The sequence below is a fragment of the Brenneria alni genome (assembly GCF_003666245.1).
Taxonomy (GTDB): Bacteria; Pseudomonadota; Gammaproteobacteria; order Enterobacterales; family Enterobacteriaceae; genus Brenneria; species Brenneria alni.
On the sequence record NZ_MJLZ01000001.1, the window covers coordinates 70,054 to 91,424 of the forward strand.

Consider the following 21,371-nt stretch of genomic DNA (forward strand, 5'->3'; position numbering starts at 1 on the left):
TTTACCGTACCTTCAGCGTTGCCAGGCCAATTAGCACCAGCATCAGCGAAATAATCCAGAAACGCACAATCACGCGTGGTTCCGGCCACCCTTTAAGTTCATAATGATGATGAATCGGCGCCATGCGAAAAATTCGCTGGCCACGTAATTTAAAAGACCCGACCTGCAAAATGACCGACAGCGTTTCCACCACGAACACGCCGCCCATAATCACCAGCAGAAATTCCTGACGCAGCAACACCGCGATCGTGCCCAGCGCACCGCCTAACGCCAGCGAACCCACATCGCCCATAAACACCTGGGCCGGGTAGGTGTTAAACCACAAAAAGCCAAGCCCGGCGCCCACAATGGCCGTACACACAATCACCAGCTCACTGGCATGACGGATATACGGAATGTGTAAATAACCGGCAAAATTCATATTCCCCGTTGCCCAGGCGACCAATGCAAACCCAGCGGCGACAAACACCGTCGGCATGATTGCCAGACCGTCCAGACCATCGGTCAGGTTTACCGCATTACTGGTCCCGACAATCACAAAGTAAGCCAGCACAACATACAGCAACCCCAACTGGGGCATGATGTCTTTAAAGAACGGCACAACAAGCTGGGTCGCCGGCGTGTCCTTACCGATCGAATACATGACAAAAGCAACCGCCAGCGCAATCAGCGATTGCCAGAAATATTTCCAGCGCGCAATCAACCCTTTGGTATCTTTGCGTACCACTTTGCGGTAATCGTCAATGAAGCCGACCACGCCATAACCCAGCAACACGGCCAGCACACACCAGACATACGGGTTAGACAGATTCACCCACATCAGCACCGAAATAATGATGGAAACCAGGATCATCACACCGCCCATCGTCGGCGTTCCCCGCTTGCTGAAATGCGACTCCGGCCCGTCATTACGCACCACCTGCCCGATCTGCAAGCGTTGCAGCCAGGCAATCAAATGCGGCCCCATCCATAAGGAGATCACCAACGCGGTCAGCAGGCTGACAATGGCGCGAAACGTCAAATAGGAAAAGACGTTGAAGCCGGAATAAAATTTGACCAGATGCTCGGCCAGCCACACTAACATGTTGCATTCTCCTGTAATGCGCGAACTACCTGCTCCATCGCAGTGCTGCGTGAACCCTTAACCAATATGCTTATTATTTTGTGTTCAGCAATCAGCGCGCTTAGGCGTGAAACCAGCGCGGCTTTATCCTGAAAATGCTCGCCGCTGCCGCTGGCATGGCTTATCAATTCACTTAACGTACCCACGCTTAATACTTTGTCGATGTCCACGACACGTGCGGCTTCGCCGACCTGACGATGGCACTCCTGCGCCTCATCTCCCAGTTCGCCCATGTCCCCGACCACCATCACACGGTATCCCGGCATGTCGGCAAGCACCTGCGCCGCCGCCGTCATCGACCCGACGTTCGCGTTATAGCTGTCATCCAGCAGCAGTTTTCCTTCCGCCAGCACAATCGGGAATAACCTTCCCGGTACAGCCTGAAGCTGCGCCAAACCGGTTTTCACTGCTTCTAACGTTGCACCTACAGACATGGACAGCGCCGTCGCCGCCAGCGCATTCGCCACGTTGTGACGGCCTGGCAACGGCAACATCACCTCAATCCGTCCGAACGGGGTATGCAGATTGAATCGTGTACCCTGTGCAAGCACCTTGATATCACTGGCAAAAAAATCAGTATCACCGGCAGCCTGCGGCGAAAAACGCCATAGGGTTTTATGGTTCAGCATCACCTGCCAGTGCGGGAAGTCATTACTGTCCGCGTTAATAATCGCCACGCCATCGGCTGACAGCCCGGCAAAAATTTCACCTTTCGCCTGCGCCACGCCAGCCAGAGATCCAAAACCTTCCAGATGCGCGGCAGCGAGGTTGTTAACCAACGCGCTTTGCGGACGCACCAAATCGGTAGTGTAAGCAATTTCACCGATATGATTAGCCCCCAGCTCAATCACTGCGAACTGATACTCCGGCGTCAAACGCAATAACGTTAATGGCACGCCGATATCATTGTTAAAGTTGCCAGCGGTATAAAGCACACTGCCGCATTGACGCAGGATCGCGGCGGTCATTTCCTTGACAGACGTTTTTCCGGAAGATCCGGTTAATGCCACCACTCTTGCATTTGATTGCCGCCTCACCCAGCCTGCCAATGTTCCCAGCGCCAGGCGGGTATCTTTCACCAACAACTGCGGCACATTAGCGAGTAAGGGCTTACTTACTAACAATGCAGCCGCACCGTTTTTTAATGCCTCCGCGGCATAGTCATGCGCATCAAATTTGTCGCCCTTTAGCGCGACAAATAAACACCCGGCTTTCAGCTTGCGCGTGTCGGTTGAAACATCGTCGATTTCAACATCTTCGCCAATCAATTCAGCACTCAGCACTGAAGCAAGCTGTTGTAAGGAAACGCGAATCATGCGATGACCCCCAATAAGCGGGCGACAGTAATGCGGTCCGAATAATCCAGACGCCGGTTGCCGACCAATTGGTAATCCTCATGACCTTTACCGGCCACCAGCACTACATCATTCTCTTTCGCTTGCATAATGGCGCTGGTTACGGCTTCGGCACGGCCATGAATAACCTGGACACGCCCGGCATCCAGCAGGCCCGCCAGGATATCCCCGACAATGGCATACGGTTCTTCGCTGCGCGGGTTATCGTCAGTCACCACCACTTTATCGGCCAGTTGTTCTGCTATTCCCCCCATAAGTGGGCGCTTACCTTTATCGCGATCGCCACCGCAGCCAAAGACACACCACAGTTGCCCCCCGCAATGCAACCTCGCCGCTTCCAGCGCTTTTTCCAGCGCATCCGGCGTATGGGCATAATCCACCACCACCGTCGGTCTGCCCTCGGCGTGGAAAACTTCCATCCTGCCGCACACCGGTTGCAGTTGTGAACCTGAAGTAATCAATTGGCTCAAGGGATAACCGAGGGAGAGCAGCGTGGCCAGCGCCAGTAGCAGGTTACTGACGTTAAACGCGCCCATCAGCGGGCTTTCAATCTCGCCATTACCCCAACTTGAATCGAAACGGATGGTGGCGCCGCTGTCGTGGTAATCAATGCCGGTCGCTTTCAGCCAGCGTCCGCGACAGCCAGGGATGAGATTGTTTTCCAGGGTAACGGCAACGGCGTCCGGCAGTTTATCCAGCCAGCGGCGACCGACATCGTCATCCGCATTGATGATCGTTTGGCCCACACGATGGTCGGCGAACAGCGACCATTTGGCGGCTTCATAGTGTTCCATGTCACCATGATAATCCAGATGGTCACGGCTCAGATTGGTGAATACCGCCGCGACGAACGGCAATGCGGCGACACGGTTTTGCACCAGACCATGAGAAGAGACTTCCATTGCTGCAAACGTCGCGCCTTGATCAACCAGTTGCCTCAACACCTGCTGTACGTCCACAGCCGATCCGGTAGTATTCTCTGCGGGTACAACACGCCCCAACAAACCATTCCCTACCGTTCCCATCACGGCACTGGTTTCACCCAGTGCCTGACTCCACTGCGCCAATAATTGTGCCGTTGTGGTTTTACCGTTGGTGCCGGTCACGCCAACCAGTTGCAATCTCTCTGCTGGCTGTTGATAGAAACGTCCTGCCAGAGCGGAAAGACGTTGATTCAGATTGCTCAGGTAAACCACAGGTATGCCGTGCATTTCACGCACCGCGCCATCGGCGGCCTCGCCTTCTGCTTCGGCAATGATCGCTGCCACACCTTGCGCAATGGCCTGCGGGATATAGTGCCGTCCATCTGTTTTGTGGCCGACAATAGCGACAAACAGATCCCCGGCAGCCGCAACACGGCTGTCTAATGTCATTTCCCGCAGCGCACAGGCCGGGGCATCCTGCACCCACGGCGCTAATAACTCGCGCAAATTACGATCTGCCACCTGAACCCTCTTTTCTGTTAATTACAAACTCGTTTTTGTCACCAGTGGGCAATGCGTCAGGTTCTACGTTCATCGTACGTAATACCCCCCCCATAATGGCGCCAAATATCGGTGCTGAAACCGCACCGCCGTAATATTTCCCGGCCTGCGGATCGTTGATAACCACGACCAGGGCAAACCGAGGGTTACTGGCGGGTGCAACACCCGCCGTGTAGGCAATGTATTTGTTGATGTATTTGCCATCCGGGCCGACTTTTTTCGCCGTCCCGGTTTTAATCGCAATCCGGTAGCCTTTAATGGCCGCCTTGGTGCCGCCGCCGCCCGGCAGTGCAACACTTTCCATCATATGAACCACGGTGCGCACCAGCGCGTCAGGGAACACACGTTCGCCCGCTACCGGTGGATCAACTTTGGTGATCGACAACGGGCGATAAACCCCGAAGCTGCCAATAGTGGCGTAGACTCGCGCTAACTGTAACGGTGTTACCATCAGCCCGTAGCCAAAAGAAAAGGTGGCCCTCTCTATGTCAGACCACCGTTGTTTTTGAGGATATAAGCCACTGCTTTCTCCGACCAACCCCAAATTGGTCGCTTTTCCCAATCCCAAACGAGAGTATGTATCGACTAACGCAGAGGACGGCATCGCTAACGCCAGTTTGGAAACACCGACGTTACTCGACTTCTGGAGGATCCCGGTCAGGGTTAACTCGTTGTAACGCGCCACGTCTTTAATTTCGTGGCCGTTAATGTAATACGGCAGGGTATTGAGGACGCTGTTTTCTTTTATCACGCCGCGTTGCAGCGCCGTCATTACCACCATAGGCTTCACGGTAGAGCCAGGTTCAAAAATATCGGTAATGGCGCGGTTGCGCATAATATCTTTGGGGGTACCAGCCAGATTATTGGGGTTATAAGACGGGCTGTTCGCCATCGCCAGCACTTCGCCGGTGTTCACATCCACCAGCACCGCAGTACCGGACTCTGCTTTGTTAAATGCCACTGCGTTGTTCAGTTCACGATAGACCAGCGCCTGTAAACGCTCATCAATGCTCAATACCAGATTATGTGCAGCCTGACTGTCAACGGAGGAAATATCTTCAATCACCCGGCCAAACCGATCTTTACGCACGGTTCTTTCACCCGGTTGTCCGGTCAGCCAACGGTCAAAACTTTTTTCGACGCCTTCAATACCTTGTCCGTCAATATTGGTGAAACCAATCAAATGGGACGTGACCTGACCAGAAGGATAGTAGCGGCGGGATTCCTGACGCAGATTAATGCCAGGCAACTTAAGTTTATGAATATATTCGCCAATGGCCGGGTTAACCTGACGGGCCAGATAGACAAAGCGCCCTTTGGGGTTGGCATTAATCTTCGCCGCCATCTGATCAAGAGGAATTTCGAGCGCATCAGAGAGCGCCTTCCAGCGCGTATCCAGTGTGATGCCGCCATTTTCATTCAATTCTTTCGGATCGGCCCAAACTGCATTAACCGGCACGCTTACCGCCAATGGGCGCCCCGCCCGATCGCTAATCATGCCGCGTGCCGTCGGCACTTCCTGCACGCGCAGCGAACGCATATCACCTTCACGCACCAGTTTATCGGGGTTGATCACCTGAAGATAAGCCGTACGAACCATCAGGCCGACCATCGCCAGTAGAATGCAGCTACAGAGCAACGCAAAACGCCAGCTAACAAAGCTGGCTTGGTCTTCCTGGCGTTTCAGTCTTCCTGTACGGGCTGCTTTCATACCTAATTGGATGCCTGTTTAGTTCATTGCTTGATCACAATATTTTCCTGTGACGGATCAACATGTCCCATTTGCAGTTTTTCCGTCGCGATCCGCTCAACGCGGCTGTGATCCCCTAACGAGTTTTCTTCCAGAATCAGGTTGCGCCATTCAATATCCAACGCATCACGCTCCAGCAATAGCTGTTCACGTTCTGCGGTAAACAAGCGGGTTTTGTGCGCCGTCGTCACGACAAACACCGCGGAAACCAGGACGGCGATCAGCAGCAACACCGGGATCTTGGCGTTGCGCAGCAGATCTTCACCGATGACGCCGACCAGGCCGTGGCGTTCATTGCCTATCATGCTGACAACCTCTCGGCAAACCGCAACACTGAACTGCGGGCTCGCGGGTTTTCTGCCACTTCTTCAGCAGAAGGCATCATTTTCCCTAACGACTTAAGCGTTTGCCCGCCCTGGCTGCGTAGTTGTTCTTCCGTCAACGGCATACCTGCCGGAACCTGTGGCCCCCGGCTCTGATGACGGATAAAGCGCTTAACGATTCTGTCTTCCAGCGAATGAAAACTGATGACAGACAAACGGCCATGCGGAGCCAACACGCTCAACGCACCGTTCAGCGCCTGTTCAATTTCTTCCAGCTCACTGTTGATATAGATTCGGATGGCCTGGAAACTGCGCGTCGCCGGATGTTTATGTTTTTCACGAATCGGGCTGGCGGCAGCAATCAATTCGGCCAGTTCCCTGGTACGCGTCATCGGCTCGGTACGGTTACGCTCGACGATGGCGCGGGCGATACGTTTGGCAAAGCGCTCTTCACCGAAGGTTTTTAATACCCAGGCAATATCTTCCGCTTCCGCTTTCATTAGCCATTCGGCAGCGGAAAGCCCACGAGTCGGGTCCATTCGCATATCCAGCGGGCCATCGCGCATAAATGAAAAACCGCGTTCAGGATCGTCGAGCTGTGGCGAAGAAACCCCCAGATCCAACAACACACCGTCAATACGCCCGATCAGATCGCGCTCCGCCATATAGTCGGCCAGCGCGGAGAACGGGCCATGAATAATAGAAAACCGGGGATCGCCTATCGCTTTAGCGGCTTCAATAGCCTGGGGATCGCGATCTATCGCCAGTAAGCGTCCTTCCGGTCCCAATTGGGAAAGAATAAGGCGAGAATGGCCGCCACGGCCAAAAGTGCCGTCTATATAGGTTCCGTTACTGCGAATGTTCAGGCCGTTAACGGCTTCATCCAACAGCACAGTCGTGTGTTTATAATTTTCCGGCATGACTATAGTGATAAGTCCTGCAACCGCTCAGACAACGGTTCCTGAGTCGATTGTTCAGCGTCGATATCTTCCTTGACCTGTTGATACCAAGTCTGTTCATCCCACAGTTCAAACTTGTTGAACTGCCCGACCAGCATCACTTCTTTTGTAAGGCCTGCGTGCTGCCGCAACGTACTGGCAATTAATAAACGCCCTGCATTGTCCATCTGACACTCGCTGGCATGACCCAACAACAAACGCTGAACGCGGCGCTCGGCAGGGTTCATACTCGACAGGCGAGAAAGTTTCTGTTCAATAATTTCCCACTCAGGCAACGGGTAAAGCAGCAGGCACGGCTGATGAAGATCAATGGTGCAAACCATTTGACCTTGCGATTCCCCGTTCAGCGTTTCCCGATAACGGGTAGGTACGGCAAGCCGCCCCTTGCTGTCGAGATTAACCAGCGTAGCCCCACGAAACATGCCTGAGTTACCTCTTAATAACCTTTTTCACCACTTTACCCCACAAATTCCCACATTGATGAGTGTACGGAGGGTATGAAAACCTTGTCAAGCCAGAGCGGGCGTGCTTTGGAATTATTTCTGTATGAATTAGGGCTGAAATGAAAGTAAAAGGAATAAGGAGGGATAATTAAAAAAGATTAAGGTCATGAAAATTTGAGAGAAATTTACTCGTGGAATAACCTTGCATAAAGATATGGCGATCGTTTTTCATTGATTGATTATTTTTTATTGTCACAAACTGATACCAAATATAAATATTTAAGAATAGTCTTAAACCACCGCAAGCCTTGCATGGCAAGGCTTTCACTCGCCAGGCGCCATTATACCGCTGTTATTAACATTTTCCCAATGCCACATTATTCACATCAACATCATCGTTTCTTTATTAATTACCCGATTTACCCTGTCTTACGTTTTCCATCCGTTACTAAAAAAGAAAAACTCTGTTTGTACGGAACAAAATAATTAACCTCTGTAGCCGTCCGTTTGACGACAATGAAAAAGACGCCGCTATTTTCCCGCCCTTTACATCACCACGTTATTCCCCCTTTTATTAAGTCTTTCATCCCTTATTGGACGAACCGTGACAAAAAATATCAACTCTTTGTTTATAAACATATTTACTCTTCATCTCATGATAAATGAACGAATCAGCACATTGGCAAAAATAAAGTAGCGAGAAAACCGATAAAATTCTCAAAAATAAATATTTTTAGCTACTTAACAAGCAATAAAGCAGTGATGTAAACTATTTAAAACTTTAAAAGCAAAACAAAAAACCAGCATTGCATATTTACTCTGATTTTTGTTCGCTTCGTCATCTTAAATGGGAGTGAATGGGTATGCTTTTTTCCCCTACATCACGGCTGCGTAGTGCAACGGCGGATACGTTCGCCTTAGTCATTTACTGCTTTATTACCGGCATGGTGATTGAGATCTGGCTTTCCGGCATGAGCGTTGAACAGTCTTTCTCTTCGCGTCTGCTGTCTATTCCAGTCAATATCGTCATTGCCTGGCCATACGGCATTTACCGCGACCACGTACTCAATTTCGCCAAACACCACGGCCCGCAACACTTTCTGATGCGCAACCTTGCCGATCTGTTTGCCTATGTCAGTTTCCAGTCTCCGGTTTATGCCGCCATTCTTTGGACTATTGGGGCGGATTCAGCACAAATGCTGACTGCCGTTGCCAGCAATGTGGTGATCTCAATGGTGATGGGGGTGCTGTATGGCTATTTTCTCGAATACTGCCGCCGATTATTCCGGGTTGCCATCTCTGGGTAGCAGCATCGGCAGGAAAAGTAGTAAGCGCCATATTGTAGGGAATATGGCGCAATGGAAGGGCGATGTTAACGTCGGCTGAGTGAACCCCGGCGATAAAGATTACGGCGAATGCGGTTAAGCCCCGGCTTAGGTCTTCTTGGCTCATCCAGACTAGCCAGTACCAGCTCCAGAACCCGTTCAGCCACTTCACGGTGACGCTGCGCGACAGACAAAACCGGGCATTCCAGAAAGTCCAGCAATTCGTTATCGCCAAAGGTGGCGATAGCCAGATTACTCGGCAGGCGCCCATTCAGCTTCAACGTAACATCCATCACACCCTGTAAAAGTGGAAAAGCGGTGGTAAATAGCGCCTTAGGCATAGGATGATCTTTAAGATACTCAGCAAATACCGCTGCCGCCGCTACACGCTCATAGCTATTGGCATAGAGATAATGCACTTCCCGTAGATCGTTCGCCCAAGCCTGACGAAAACCCTGCTCACGCAAGAAACTGACGGAAAGCTCAGGTAATGCCCCCAGATAAAGAATGGACTCCGCCGGCACTTTTCTGAGCTCTTGCGCCAGCATTTCAGCGTCTTCGAGATCGGCGCCGACCACGCTGGTAAAGTGTTCACGATCCAATGCCCTGTCCAGGGCGATAATCGGCAAACTACCGTTCACCCAACGCTGATAGAACGGGTGCTCCGGTGGTAATGCCGTTGACACGATAATTGCGTCGACCTGACGCTGTAACAGATGTTCAATGCAGCGCATCTCGTTATCCGGCTGATCTTCAGAGCAGGCAATTAATAATTGATACCCGCGTTGCCGGGCCTGACGCTCCAGATAATTGGCAATCCGCGTATAGCTGGTATTTTCCAAATCAGGAATAACCAATCCAATAGAGCGCGTACGTCCAGCACGTAATCCGGCAGCGACGGCGTTGGGATGATAATTGTGCTCCCTGACCACAGCCATGACTTTCTCAACGGTCTTATCGCTGACGCGATATTGTTTTGCTTTTCCGTTGATCACATAACTGGCAGTAGTGCGTGAAACACCCGCAAGACGCGCGATTTCATCCAGTTTCACGTTGACCCCTTAGTAAGCCGGATAAATAAAATAGAGCGATGACCATAAACTCATCATGGATATCACATAGATCTAACAGCAGAAGCGACTGAACGGCAACCGCTTTATCATATATAGGTTATAGGCGGAAAAATTAAGAGGCCCGATGCTATTATCGAGCCTCTTAAAACGAAAAATCAGCAAACAAGAACTTTAGCGCATGATTTTATCACCACGGGATACGCCAACGATCCCTGAACGCGCCACTTCCACAATCTCCGCCACTTCACGCACGGCATTAAGGAACGCATCCAGCTTGTCGCTGGTTCCCGCCAGCTGAACGGTATAAAGCGAGGAGGTGACATCCACAATCTGCCCGCGGAAAATCTCAGCGCAACGTTTGACCTCTTCACGGCCATACCCCGTCGCCTGTAGTTTCACCAGCATGATTTCACGCTCAACGTGAGAACCCTGCCCCAGTTCGCTGACACGTAAAACATCTACCAGCTTATGCAGTTGCTTCTCAATTTGCTCCAACACTTTGGCGTCGCCGACCGTTTGGATAGTCATGCGCGACAACGTGGGATCGTCGGTGGGTGCGACCGTCAGACTTTCAATGTTGTAGCCACGCTGCGAAAACAAGCCGACGACGCGTGATAATGCACCTGATTCATTTTCAAGTAATACCGATAAAATCCGACGCATGATCAGGTCCTCTCCGTTTTGCTTAACCACATTTCATCCATCCCACCGCTACGGATCTGCATGGGGTACACATGCTCACTGCTGTCAATTCTGACATCCACAAACACCAGCCGGTTTTTCTGCGCCAGCGCCTGCGACAACTTGCTTTCCAATTCGTCAGGCGTGTCAATGGAAATACCGACATGCCCATAAGCCTCTGCCAGCTTGACGAAATCCGGTAGGGATTCCATATAGGAACTGGAATGACGGCCAGAATAAATCATGTCCTGCCACTGTTTTACCATGCCGAGGAAACGGTTGTTCAGGTTAACCACCACTATTGGCAAGTCATATTGCAGCGCGGTGGAAAGCTCCTGAATGTTCATCTGAATACTGCCGTCACCGGTCACACAGATAACCGTTTCCTGCGGTAGCGCCAGCTTAATCCCCAATGCGGCAGGCAGGCCGAATCCCATGGTTCCCAAACCGCCGGAGTTAACCCAACGACGCGGTAGATCGAAAGGATAATAAAGCGCGGCAAACATCTGGTGCTGCCCCACATCCGATGCGACATAAGCATTGCCGTGAGTCAGCCGATGTAATGTTTCGATCACCGCCTGTGGCTTGATGGTGTCGCCGTCCGTGCTGTACTTCAAACAATTGCGCGCTCGCCACTGCTCAATGTCCCGCCACCAGTCACGTAATGCATCAAACGGCTGCCGAGCTTCATCCTGCGCCAGTAACTCCAGCATCAGGGTTAATACCTGCCTGGCATCCCCGACGATCGGAATATCCGCATTTACCGTTTTGGAGATCGAGGCCGGATCGATGTCAATGTGCAATACCGTGGCATCCGGGCAGTATTTTGCCAGATTATTGGTGGTGCGATCGTCAAAACGCACGCCCACGGCGAAGATTACATCGGCATTATGCATCGCCATATTGGCTTCGTAAGTACCATGCATCCCCAGCATTCCCAGGCATTGACGATGTGTTCCGGGGAATCCGCCCAATCCCATCAATGAACTGGTTACCGGCAGGTTGAGCTTTTCTGCCAACGCCAGCAGTTCCTGATGACAGCCGGAGTTAATCACACCGCCACCGCTGTAAATAATCGGTTTTTCCGCCGCCAGCAGGGTTTGTAATGCACGCCGAATCTGCCCTTTATGCCCCTGAACCGTCGGATTATAGGAACGCATACTGACATGATCGGGATAAGCGTAAGGCAGCTTATTAGCCGGATTCATAACATCTTTAGGTAAATCCACCACCACCGGGCCGGGACGACCGCTGGATGCCAGATAAAAGGCTTTTTTCAGTATGGTCGGAACGTCTTCCGCCTGCTTGATCAGGAAACTGTGCTTCACAATGGGGCGGGAAATGCCCACCATATCGCACTCCTGAAAGGCATCATAACCAATCAGCGATGTCGCAACCTGACCGGAGAGCACCACCAGAGGAATCGAGTCCATATAGGCGGTGGCGATACCGGTGATGGCGTTAGTCGCGCCGGGACCAGACGTCACCAGCACCACGCCAACCTCACCGGTGGCGCGCGCATAGCCATCGGCCATATGCACGGCACCTTGTTCGTGGCGCACCAAAATATGTTCAATACCGCCAACCGTATGCAAGGCATCGTAAATATCCAGCACCGCACCGCCGGGATAGCCGAATACATGTTTTACGCCCTGATCGATTAACGATCGAACCACCATCTCGGCGCCTGACAACATCTCCATGGGTTTGCCTCTTAACACAACTGGGTTTTAGATATAACTCATCAACATAACGCACCATTATCCTCAGAGAAAGCGCTTTTCTGCAACGGCAACCATCATGATTCAGGATACATGGCATCAATTTCCAACTGATAACGCTGATGAATCACCTTACGCCGCAATTTCAATGTGGGGGTCAACTCCCCCTCATCCATTGAGAATGGCGCAGACAGCAAAGTAAATTTTTTCACCTGTTCAAAGCGGGCCAGCTCTTTTTGCATTTCGCGCAGGCGCTGTTCAAACAGTTCGATAATATGGCTGTGACGCAGCAGTTCCAGACGATCGTGATATTTCAGATTGATAGAGCGGGCATACTCTTCCAGCGCCTCAAAACAGGGAACAATCAGCGCCGACACGTACTTCCGTGCATCGGCAATCACCGCAACCTGCTCAATAAAGCGATCCTGCCCGAGCGTGCCTTCCAGATATTGTGGCGCGATGTATTTACCGCCAGAGGTTTTCATCAGATCTTTCAGGCGCTCGGTAATAAACAGATTACCTTCAGCATCCAGCTCACCGGCATCACCGGTTTTAAGCCAGCCATCAGCCGTAAATACATCATGCGTTTCCTGCGGACGCTGGAAATAACCACGCATCACCGTGGCGCCGCGTACCTGAATCTCATTATCCGCGCCGATCCTAACCTCAATCTCCGGTAAGGGCGTACCAATTGAACCCAGCCGGAAGTTCTCTTCTTCCCAACAGGAAACAGTGGCGCAAGATTCTGTCAGGCCATAGCCATAGACAATGCGGATCCCCATAGACTCGAAAAACAGAATAATTTTGTCGTCTAACCGTGCACCGGCGGCGGGCAGAAATCTGACCTGCCCGCCCAGCAACTGGCGTAATTTGCCCAGCACCAGACGGTCTGCATAGCGGTGCGTAAGGCTGTGCAATACGCCAGGTTGTTTACCGGCAAGACGCCGCAGAAAAACCTGTTGCCCCTGAGCGATAGCCCAGCGGAACAACTGCTGACGATACCAGGACGACTGAGCCACTTTTTCATGTATAGCGCGATAAACTTTTTCGTAGAAGCGGGGAACGGCGCACATCACTGTCGGTTTAACGGCCTGCATGGCGGCACGAACCTGATTGGTATCGCTGAGATACACATTTTGTGCTCCGCTGTGCATGACGAAAAAACTCCAGGCGCGTTCAAACACATGTGACAACGGCAGAAAACACAGGGAAATATCCGCATCCGATACACTCAAACGCTGATCGTGCAGCTTAAGCTGCATCGCCATGTTGGTGTAGTCCAGCATCACCCCTTTGGGTTCCCCCGTGGTGCCGGAGGTATAGATCAGCGTAAACAGATCGTTGAGGTCACGGCTGTCAATACGGCGTTGCAGTTCCTCGCGCCAATACGCGTCTACCGCCTGAGCTTCAAATTCGCGCAGCGACACGGCAATATCACAACCGCGTAAATCCATGCCGTCGTCCATAACAATAATATGGCGTAATTGAGGACAGGTTTCCTGTAACGCCAGCAAGGCGTCAAACTGCGTCTGGCCGCCGACAAAAATGGTACGGATATCGGCATCATTAATAATGAATGCCGCCTGTGCGGCAGTGTTGGTCGCATAGATCGGTACGCTGATAGCGCGCAGATGCAGCATCGCCAGATCAACCAGCGACCAGTTCATTGAGTTATGAGAGAAAATTGCCGCACGTTCCTGCACATCCAGTCCTTGCGCTAACAGGGCGCTGGCAATTCGCTGAATACGCTTACCCGCCTGTGCCCAGGTAAGCCGCCGCTCACCGTCCGGCGTCCATTCCCGTAACGCTGCACGACCTGAACAATGTTCAATCTGCTGCTGTACCCGGCGTACTACATGATATTGCTGTAAATGATTATTCATTGGCAAAAGACTACCCACAGAGAAAGTTAGCCTGAAAATTTCAGCGTACAGTTGTATATTATTTTGGCCGCAGTCTACTGATATCATAAAAAACCGCAACGTTCTTTCTGAGATAAATAATGACCGTTATAGTTTAATTGACGCACATCACACCCAAATCAAATATTGACATAACCCTGCTGATTAAGTATCAATAGAGCACTACAGAATTTCAGATGACGAGACTTCATGTTCAACTTCACTTTCCTACTAGGGCTACTACTAAACGCATCTACGTTGCGCGGTATGCTGGTGGGTAAGATTCGGAACTGATTTCACGCCACCAATTAAAAAACCCGCGCCGATGCGCGGGTTTTTTTTTAACTCGCCCGGCACTAAGTAAATACGACAAGGAAACAAACCGATGAGCCAGCAAGTCATTATTTTCGATACAACATTACGTGACGGCGAACAGGCGCTTCAGGCCAGTCTGAGTGTGAAAGAGAAACTCCAGATTGCGCTGGCGCTGGAAAGAATGGGTGTTGATGTGATGGAGGTCGGTTTTCCGGTGTCCTCTCCGGGTGATTTTGAATCCGTGCAGACAATTGCCCGTCAAATCAAAAACAGCCGCGTTTGTGGCCTGGCCCGCTGCGTGGATAAAGACATTGATGTAGCCGCCGAAGCACTGCGTATCGCAGAAGCATTCCGCATCCATGTATTTCTGGCGACCTCTACGCTGCATATTGAATCTAAACTGCGCCTGTCTTTTGAACAGGTGGTGGAAAAAGCCGTTCACTCGGTAAAACGTGCGCGTAATTATACGGATGACGTTGAGTTCTCCTGCGAAGATGCAGGCCGTACACCAATCGATAACCTGTGTCGCATCGTCGAAGCGGCGATTGATGCCGGCGCCCGCACCATCAACATTCCAGACACCGTCGGCTACACCACGCCCACGCAGTTCAGTGGTATCATCACTACCCTGTACAACCGTGTGCCCAACATCGACAAAGCCATTATCTCCGTGCATTGCCATGACGATCTGGGCATGGCGGTGGGCAACTCCATCGCGGCGGTACAGGCAGGCGCACGACAGGTTGAAGGGACGCTGAACGGTATCGGCGAACGCGCTGGTAACAGCGCACTGGAAGAAGTGATTATGGCGATTAAAACCCGCCCGGATATCCTGAAAGTGCACACCGGCATCAACCATCAGGAAATTTACCGCACCAGCCAGTTGGTCAGCCAGATTTGCAACATGCCAATTCCGGCGAATAAAGCCATTGTCGGCTCTAATGCTTTCGCCCACTCTTCTGGTATCCATCAGGATGGCGTGCTGAAAAATCGCCAGAACTACGAAATCATGACGCCGGAATCCATCGGCCTGAAAGAAGTCCAGTTGAACCTGACGTCCCGCTCCGGTCGTGCGGCAGTTAAACATCGTATGGAAGAAATGGGCTATCAGGACAGCGACTATAACCTGGATGATCTGTATACCGCATTCCTGAAACTCGCGGACAAAAAAGGGCAGGTATTCGATTACGATTTGGAAGCGTTGGCTTTCATCAACCGTCAGCAGGAAGAAGCAGAATTTTATCGTCTGGACTATTTCAGCGTACAATCCGGTTCCAGCGTGATGGCAACCGCCTCAGTCAAACTGGTCTGCGGCGATGAGACTCAGGCTGAAGCCGCGACCGGTAACGGCCCGGTTGACGCCGTTTATCAGGCAATTAACCGTATTACCGGCTATCAGATTTCACTGGTTAAATATCAACTGACCGCCAAAGGACAAGGCAGAGATGCGTTGGGCCAGGTTGATATCGTGGCAGATTATCAGGGACGTCGTTTCCACGGCGTCGGCCTGGCGACGGATATCGTTGAATCTTCCGCTCAGGCAATGGTAAATGTCCTGAACAATATCAAACGCGCGCAGCAGGTAGAAAAAGAAATTCAGCGTCTGCAGCAGCACAACAGCAAACAACAAAATAGTCAGGAAACAGTGTGATGACAAAAAGTTACCATGTTGCCGTCTTACCCGGAGACGGTATTGGACCAGAAGTAATGGCGCAGGCTCATAAAGTATTGGACGCGGTACGTCAGCGCTTCAACATACGGATTACCACCAGCGAATACGACGTAGGCGGTATCGCCATCGACCGTCAGGGTACGCCGTTGCCACAGGCAACCATTGCCGGATGCGAGCAGGCTGATGCGATTTTGTTCGGCTCGGTCGGCGGCCCGCAATGGGAACATCTTCCGCCGACCGAACAGCCTGAGCGCGGTGCGTTACTGCCGCTGCGTAAGCATTTCCGGTTGTTCAGTAACCTGCGCCCGGCCCGTCTGTATCAAGGACTGGAAGCATTTTGTCCGCTGCGCAGCGATATCGCCGCCAAAGGTTTCGATATTCTGTGCGTGCGCGAACTGACCGGCGGTATCTATTTTGGCCAGCCGAAAGGACGTGAAGGCAGCGGTCAGTACGAACGTGCATTCGACACCGAGGTTTATCACCGCTTTGAGATTGAACGAATTGCTCATATCGCTTTTGAGTCTGCGCGCAAACGCCGCAGCATTGTGACGTCCATCGATAAAGCCAACGTGCTGCAAAGCTCCATTATGTGGCGTGAAATCGTCAGTGAGATCGCCAAAGATTACCCGGATGTAAAGCTGTCTCATCTGTACATCGACAACGCCACGATGCAGTTAATTAAAGATCCATCCCAGTTTGATGTGATGCTGTGCTCCAACCTGTTTGGCGACATTCTGTCCGACGAGTGCGCCATGATCACCGGCTCGATGGGAATGCTGCCATCCGCCAGTCTTAACGAGCAGGGTTTTGGTCTGTACGAACCTGCTGGCGGTTCCGCACCGGATATCGCGGGTAAAAATATCGCCAACCCGGTTGCACAGATTTTATCGCTGTCCCTGCTGTTACGTTACAGTCTGGGCGCGAATGAAGCCGCCGATGCCGTTGAAAAAGCGGTGAATACGGCATTGTCCGAAGGGTATCGCACAGCAGATTTGGCAAGTGAAGGCCAGGCCGTCGGTACTGATGAGATGGGCACGGCGATTGCCCGGTTTGTGACGCAAGGAGCATAATCATGAGCAAGACGTTATATCAAAAACTGTTCGATGCGCACATCGTCCACGAAGCGCCAAATGAAACGCCTTTATTGTATATCGATCGTCATCTGGTGCATGAAGTGACCTCACCACAGGCCTTTGACGGCCTGCGGGCAATGGGCCGCAAAGTTCGTCAACCGGGCAAAACCTTTGCAACCATGGATCACAACGTTTCCACACAGACGAAAGATATTAATGCCTGTGGTGAAATGGCCCGTATTCAGATGCAGGAACTGATCAAGAACTGTGCTGAATTCGGCGTACAGTTGTATGACCTGAACCACCCGTTTCAGGGGATCGTCCACGTTATCGGCCCAGAGCAGGGAATGACGCTGCCGGGTATGACCATCGTCTGCGGTGACTCTCACACCGCGACGCACGGCGCGTTCGGCGCACTGGCCTTTGGTATCGGCACATCAGAAGTTGAACATGTTCTGGCCACGCAGACTCTGAAGCAAGGCCGCGCCAAAACCATGAAGATCGAAGTGATCGGTGATGCCGCCCCCGGCATCACCGCCAAAGATATCGTGCTGGCGATTATCGGCAAAACCGGCAGCGCGGGCGGCACCGGGCATGTGGTCGAATTCTGTGGTAAAGCCATTCAGGCATTAAGCATGGAAGGCCGAATGACGCTGTGCAACATGGCGATTGAAATGGGAGCCAAAGCCGGTCTGGTTGCCCCTGACGCAACAACTTTCGCCTATCTGAAAGGGCGTCAGTTCGCCCCACAAGCGGCAGACTGGGACGCCGCCGTCGCTTACTGGAGTACGCTGAAGTCTGATGCTGACGCCAGGTTCGACAGCGTCGTCACGCTGAATGCCGCCGATATCGCGCCGCAGGTCACCTGGGGAACCAATCCGGGTCAGGTGATCGCCGTCAATCAGGCGATCCCGTCGCCGGAATCCTTCAGCGATCCGGTAGAACGTGCGTCAGCGGCCAAAGCGCTGGCGTATATGGATTTACAACCCGGCATCAAACTGACCGATGTGGCGATAAATAAAGTATTCATCGGTTCCTGTACTAACTCGCGCATTGAAGATTTACGCGCCGCCGCAGAGGTTGCCAAAGGGCGTAAGGTGGCCAACGGCGTGCAGGCTATCGTAGTGCCAGGTTCCGGCCCGGTAAAAACGATGGCGGAACTGGAAGGGCTGGACAAGGTGTTTATCGACGCTGGTTTCGAGTGGCGTTTACCCGGCTGCTCAATGTGTCTGGCAATGAACAATGACCGCCTGAACCCCGGCGAACGCTGTGCTTCCACCAGCAACCGTAACTTTGAGGGCCGTCAGGGCCGCGGAGGCCGCACGCATCTGGTTAGCCCGGCCATGGCCGCCGCCGCCGCCGTCACTGGTCGTTTTGCCGACATCCGCGAATTGAATTAAGAGAGAAACCGACATGGCTAAATTTACTCAACATACAGGTCTGGTGGTTCCTCTGGATGCCGCTAATGTTGACACCGACGCGATTATTCCCAAGCAATTTCTGCAAAAAGTGACGCGTACCGGTTTCGGTCAGCACCTGTTCAACGACTGGCGCTTTCTGGATGAGTCAGGCCAACAGCCCAACCCTGATTTTGTGCTGAATAAACCACGCTATCAGGGTGCCAGCATTCTGCTGGCCCGTGAAAACTTCGGCTGCGGTTCATCGCGCGAACACGCGCCGTGGGCACTGACCGATTACGGCTTCAAGGTGGTGATTGCGCCGAGCTTTGCCGATATCTTTTACGGCAATGCGCTCAATAACCAACTGCTGCCGGTACGATTGAGCGAAGCGGATGTCGATACGCTGTTCAAATTGGTCGATAGCGAAGAAGGCATTACTTTCACCGTTGATCTGGAAAACCAGACCGTATTGGCCGGTGGCAAAAGCTATCCGTTTGAAATCGACAGCTTCCGCCGTCACTGCATGATCAATGGCCTGGACAGTATCGGCCTGACGCTGCAACACGAGGCGTCAATTGCCGACTATGAACGCCAGCAACCGTCATTCCTGCATTAACTGACCGTCTGATAATGAGTTCGTTCGCCACGCCGAACCGGCTGCGGACGAACTTCCACTACCTTCATGGTGAATATTGTTCGTCCCTGTAGCGCTGCAAATTGTTTCTATAAGCATCCATGTGCCCTGTTTCACACATGGCTCTGAAATAATGTTCAAAGGTGGGGTAAAACGCCTCTCCGCTTTCATGCAGATACCATAAAGATGGCGAACCGTAATCCAACTGCTGAATAACCGATCTTGCTTCCTTGTAATATCGGCCCATATCCTGCGTAGTTTGATATTCAATCCTTTCTGCGTCATGGGCCGTCCTTTCCATACCGGCGTAGCCTTGCATATATTTTGCTATAATCGGCTGGAATTCTTTGGTTCTGCTCATATTCGTCAATTCCACCAGAATGATGTTCAAAGGACGAAAATGGTTGCCTTTTATCCCTTGTGCCGTGGATTCCGCAATTACCGCTTCCCGGCGGGAAAGCCGTGCTTCCGCATGTCCGAAACTCTGGACAATATTGTCATCAGGCACAATCCGCAAGGAAACCCCGCCTTCCTGACTAATACGATTGATTCTTTCCCGAAGCGTTTTTGATGCGTCATAGATCATCCCTACCATATTGATCAGAGACTCTACTCTGCCGTCATCATCCGGGTTTCTGATATTCGACACCACGCCAGACCACGACTTACTGCTACTCCATGTGCTGGCGCTCCCATCAACGCCGCCCATATCAGTAGAAATAAAATCAGATGCGGACGATTTCGATACACAGAGTCCCATTATTTCTCCTCACATAATAATTTCAGACTCTAAGTACACTTTCTAAACACAGGGTTCCTTTTCACCACCAGATATATTTGCGGAAAAACGTCGTCTCCTGTCAGGGGCAACGGGATGACTGACTGAATTTCACCACACCGATTACCCGCCGGATTTTCAGCAGGATGAATGTCGACGCCAAAGCCACCCGCTCACCGCAGAGAAGATCAGGGCCATCGCCAACGCGGAACCAATCAGCGCGGCCTCTCCCCATCTCATGGTCACCAATGGCACCAGACAGGCGCTCAGGCCGTAGCCCAGCGTATGACTGGTTGCGATCCACCCCGCGCCGGCGCCGGCCTGAAGCCTGTCATTCAACAAGATCTGATAGGCAGGGGTAGCCAACGCCGCGCCAAAAGCGGTGATCCCGCAACCGAGGTAAAATAGCGCCAACGGCCCCCAGACCATGAACGCCAGCCCCAGGATCATAACGATCCCCGACAGCATCAACAGTACGCAGGGCGGCAAAAGCTGCCGCCGGAGAACGGTAAACTGCGCCAGCAGCGCGGCAATGGCCGCCAGACTTAACAGCAGCGCCACATGGTGGCTGACCACCGCCGTACTGGCTTGCAGCCGTAGGTGCAGAGCCGGTGACAACCCCAGTTGCATCAGGCTGACGGCGGCGGCCAGGCATAATGCACAGCACAAATACCCCAGCATATTCGGGCGTAACCGCACCGACAAACGGGCCGTGGACGCCAACGGCGGGTCGTGGCGTTCACGCCAGATAACCAGCAGCGCCAGCAGCGGCGCCAAAGCCATCAGCCACAGCGGCGCCAGCGGGTGCAGCACCAGCACGGCGGACGCGCATAGCGGGCCGAACAGACGTCCGCAGCTTAACCCGGAACTAATGGCCGCCAACGCCGTCATGCGGTGTTCCGGGCCCGCCCGCTGCAACGCCCACACCTGACAAGCTGGCACCATACCGGATACGGTCAGCCCGTAGACGATTCTGGCCACAATCAACCCGCCCAGGCCGAGAGGTACTGACAACCATCCCAGAGCCAGTCCCGCGCAGGCGAGCGCCAGCAGCATAAAACTCAATAAATAGCCGCCCAGCGATACCATGACGACGGACTTACAACCGCTCCGGTCGATTTGCCGCCCCCACCACGGTGAAGCAGGAAGAAAAAGAATCGAGCCTAACGTCAGCAATCCCGCCCAGACAGAAAGTGAAAGTTTAGTTTCACTAACCAATATAGGCAGTGCAACCAGCAGTCCATTCTGCCCGATGCCTAACAAGCCAGCGCACAGGGCCAGCGGCCAATAATTTTTACCAGGACGCAGCGAGGGTGTTGTCGTCCAGATATCGCGTAAATACCGCATAAATGTAAGTAATC

18 protein-coding genes are annotated in these 21,371 nt (G+C 52.4%); 5 read left to right on the top strand and 13 right to left on the bottom strand.

Annotation, left to right across the window (positions count from 1 at the left end; all coding sequences use genetic code 11):
- Position 1: 1 nt before the first annotated feature.
- Genes mraY through mraZ form a run of 7 tightly spaced genes read right to left on the bottom strand, consistent with a single transcriptional unit; the run spans position 2 to position 7,416 of the window.
- Positions 2–1,084, bottom strand: a complete 1,083-nt coding sequence (mraY, locus tag BIY29_RS00295; protein ID WP_121572715.1) for a phospho-N-acetylmuramoyl-pentapeptide-transferase — start codon at positions 1,082–1,084, stop codon at positions 2–4.
- Positions 1,078–2,439, bottom strand: coding sequence for a UDP-N-acetylmuramoyl-tripeptide--D-alanyl-D-alanine ligase (gene murF / locus BIY29_RS00300; protein ID WP_121572716.1), 1,362 nt, complete (start codon positions 2,437–2,439; stop codon positions 1,078–1,080). The genes mraY and murF overlap by 7 nt, the downstream gene beginning before the upstream one ends.
- Positions 2,436–3,923 (bottom strand): UDP-N-acetylmuramoyl-L-alanyl-D-glutamate--2,6-diaminopimelate ligase, encoded by a 1,488-nt coding sequence (gene murE, locus BIY29_RS00305; RefSeq protein ID WP_121572717.1) that lies wholly within the window; start codon positions 3,921–3,923, stop codon positions 2,436–2,438. The genes murF and murE overlap by 4 nt, the downstream gene beginning before the upstream one ends.
- Positions 3,910–5,673 (bottom strand): peptidoglycan glycosyltransferase FtsI, encoded by a 1,764-nt coding sequence (locus BIY29_RS00310; protein ID WP_121572718.1) that lies wholly within the window; start codon positions 5,671–5,673, stop codon positions 3,910–3,912. The genes murE and BIY29_RS00310 overlap by 14 nt, the downstream gene beginning before the upstream one ends.
- A 23-nt stretch (positions 5,674–5,696) precedes the next feature.
- Positions 5,697–6,017, bottom strand: a complete 321-nt coding sequence (ftsL, locus tag BIY29_RS00315; RefSeq protein WP_121572719.1) for a cell division protein FtsL — start codon at positions 6,015–6,017, stop codon at positions 5,697–5,699.
- Positions 6,014–6,955, bottom strand: a complete 942-nt coding sequence (gene rsmH / locus BIY29_RS00320; RefSeq protein WP_121572720.1) for a 16S rRNA (cytosine(1402)-N(4))-methyltransferase RsmH — start codon at positions 6,953–6,955, stop codon at positions 6,014–6,016. The genes ftsL and rsmH overlap by 4 nt, the downstream gene beginning before the upstream one ends.
- Before the next feature lie 2 nt (positions 6,956–6,957).
- Complete coding sequence (mraZ, locus tag BIY29_RS00325) at positions 6,958–7,416, bottom strand: division/cell wall cluster transcriptional repressor MraZ (protein WP_121572721.1); 459 nt, start codon at positions 7,414–7,416, stop codon at positions 6,958–6,960.
- 884 nt (positions 7,417–8,300) lie between these two features.
- On the opposite strand from mraZ, the gene BIY29_RS00330 reads away from it, so the two are divergent.
- Positions 8,301–8,744, top strand: a complete 444-nt coding sequence (locus tag BIY29_RS00330) for an L-alanine exporter AlaE (protein WP_121572968.1) — start codon at positions 8,301–8,303, stop codon at positions 8,742–8,744.
- Between the two features lie 65 nt (positions 8,745–8,809).
- Here the strand turns inward: BIY29_RS00330 and cra are convergent, their stop codons facing one another.
- The 4 genes from cra to BIY29_RS00350 all read right to left on the bottom strand — a co-directional run bounded on the left by cra (position 8,810) and on the right by BIY29_RS00350 (position 14,120).
- Complete coding sequence (gene cra, locus BIY29_RS00335; protein ID WP_121572722.1) at positions 8,810–9,814, bottom strand: catabolite repressor/activator; 1,005 nt, start codon at positions 9,812–9,814, stop codon at positions 8,810–8,812.
- A gap of 192 nt (positions 9,815–10,006) precedes the next feature.
- Positions 10,007–10,498 carry an acetolactate synthase small subunit gene (gene ilvN, locus BIY29_RS00340; protein WP_170158865.1) on the bottom strand — a complete coding sequence of 164 codons (492 nt, stop codon included), beginning with the start codon at positions 10,496–10,498 and terminating at the stop codon, positions 10,007–10,009.
- 2 nt (positions 10,499–10,500) lie between these two features.
- A complete protein-coding gene (ilvI, locus tag BIY29_RS00345) occupies positions 10,501–12,219 on the bottom strand; it encodes an acetolactate synthase 3 large subunit (RefSeq protein WP_121572723.1) in 1,719 nt (572 codons plus the stop codon).
- A gap of 95 nt (positions 12,220–12,314) precedes the next feature.
- Complete coding sequence (locus tag BIY29_RS00350) at positions 12,315–14,120, bottom strand: AMP-dependent synthetase/ligase (RefSeq protein WP_121572724.1); 1,806 nt, start codon at positions 14,118–14,120, stop codon at positions 12,315–12,317.
- A 403-nt stretch (positions 14,121–14,523) separates the two neighbouring features.
- Between BIY29_RS00350 and leuA the strand changes: the two genes are divergently transcribed.
- Genes leuA through leuD form a run of 4 tightly spaced genes read left to right on the top strand, consistent with a single transcriptional unit; the run spans position 14,524 to position 19,214 of the window.
- Positions 14,524–16,104, top strand: coding sequence for a 2-isopropylmalate synthase (leuA, locus tag BIY29_RS00360; protein ID WP_121572726.1), 1,581 nt, complete (start codon positions 14,524–14,526; stop codon positions 16,102–16,104).
- On the top strand, positions 16,104–17,195 hold the full coding sequence (gene leuB / locus BIY29_RS00365) for a 3-isopropylmalate dehydrogenase (protein ID WP_121572727.1): 1,092 nt from the start codon (positions 16,104–16,106) through the stop codon (positions 17,193–17,195). The genes leuA and leuB overlap by 1 nt, the downstream gene beginning before the upstream one ends.
- Before the next feature lie 2 nt (positions 17,196–17,197).
- Positions 17,198–18,598: a 3-isopropylmalate dehydratase large subunit gene (gene leuC / locus BIY29_RS00370; protein WP_121572728.1), complete on the top strand. Its 1,401-nt coding sequence runs from the start codon at positions 17,198–17,200 to the stop codon at positions 18,596–18,598.
- Positions 18,599–18,611: 13 nt separating this feature from the next.
- Positions 18,612–19,214, top strand: a complete 603-nt coding sequence (gene leuD / locus BIY29_RS00375) for a 3-isopropylmalate dehydratase small subunit (protein WP_121572729.1) — start codon at positions 18,612–18,614, stop codon at positions 19,212–19,214.
- Between the two features lie 64 nt (positions 19,215–19,278).
- Here the strand turns inward: leuD and BIY29_RS00380 are convergent, their stop codons facing one another.
- A complete protein-coding gene (locus BIY29_RS00380) occupies positions 19,279–19,992 on the bottom strand; it encodes a type III effector HopF2 (RefSeq protein ID WP_121572730.1) in 714 nt (237 codons plus the stop codon).
- A gap of 156 nt (positions 19,993–20,148) precedes the next feature.
- Positions 20,149–21,357 (bottom strand): MFS transporter, encoded by a 1,209-nt coding sequence (locus tag BIY29_RS00385; RefSeq protein ID WP_121572731.1) that lies wholly within the window; start codon positions 21,355–21,357, stop codon positions 20,149–20,151.
- Between the last annotated feature and the right edge of the window lie 14 nt (positions 21,358–21,371).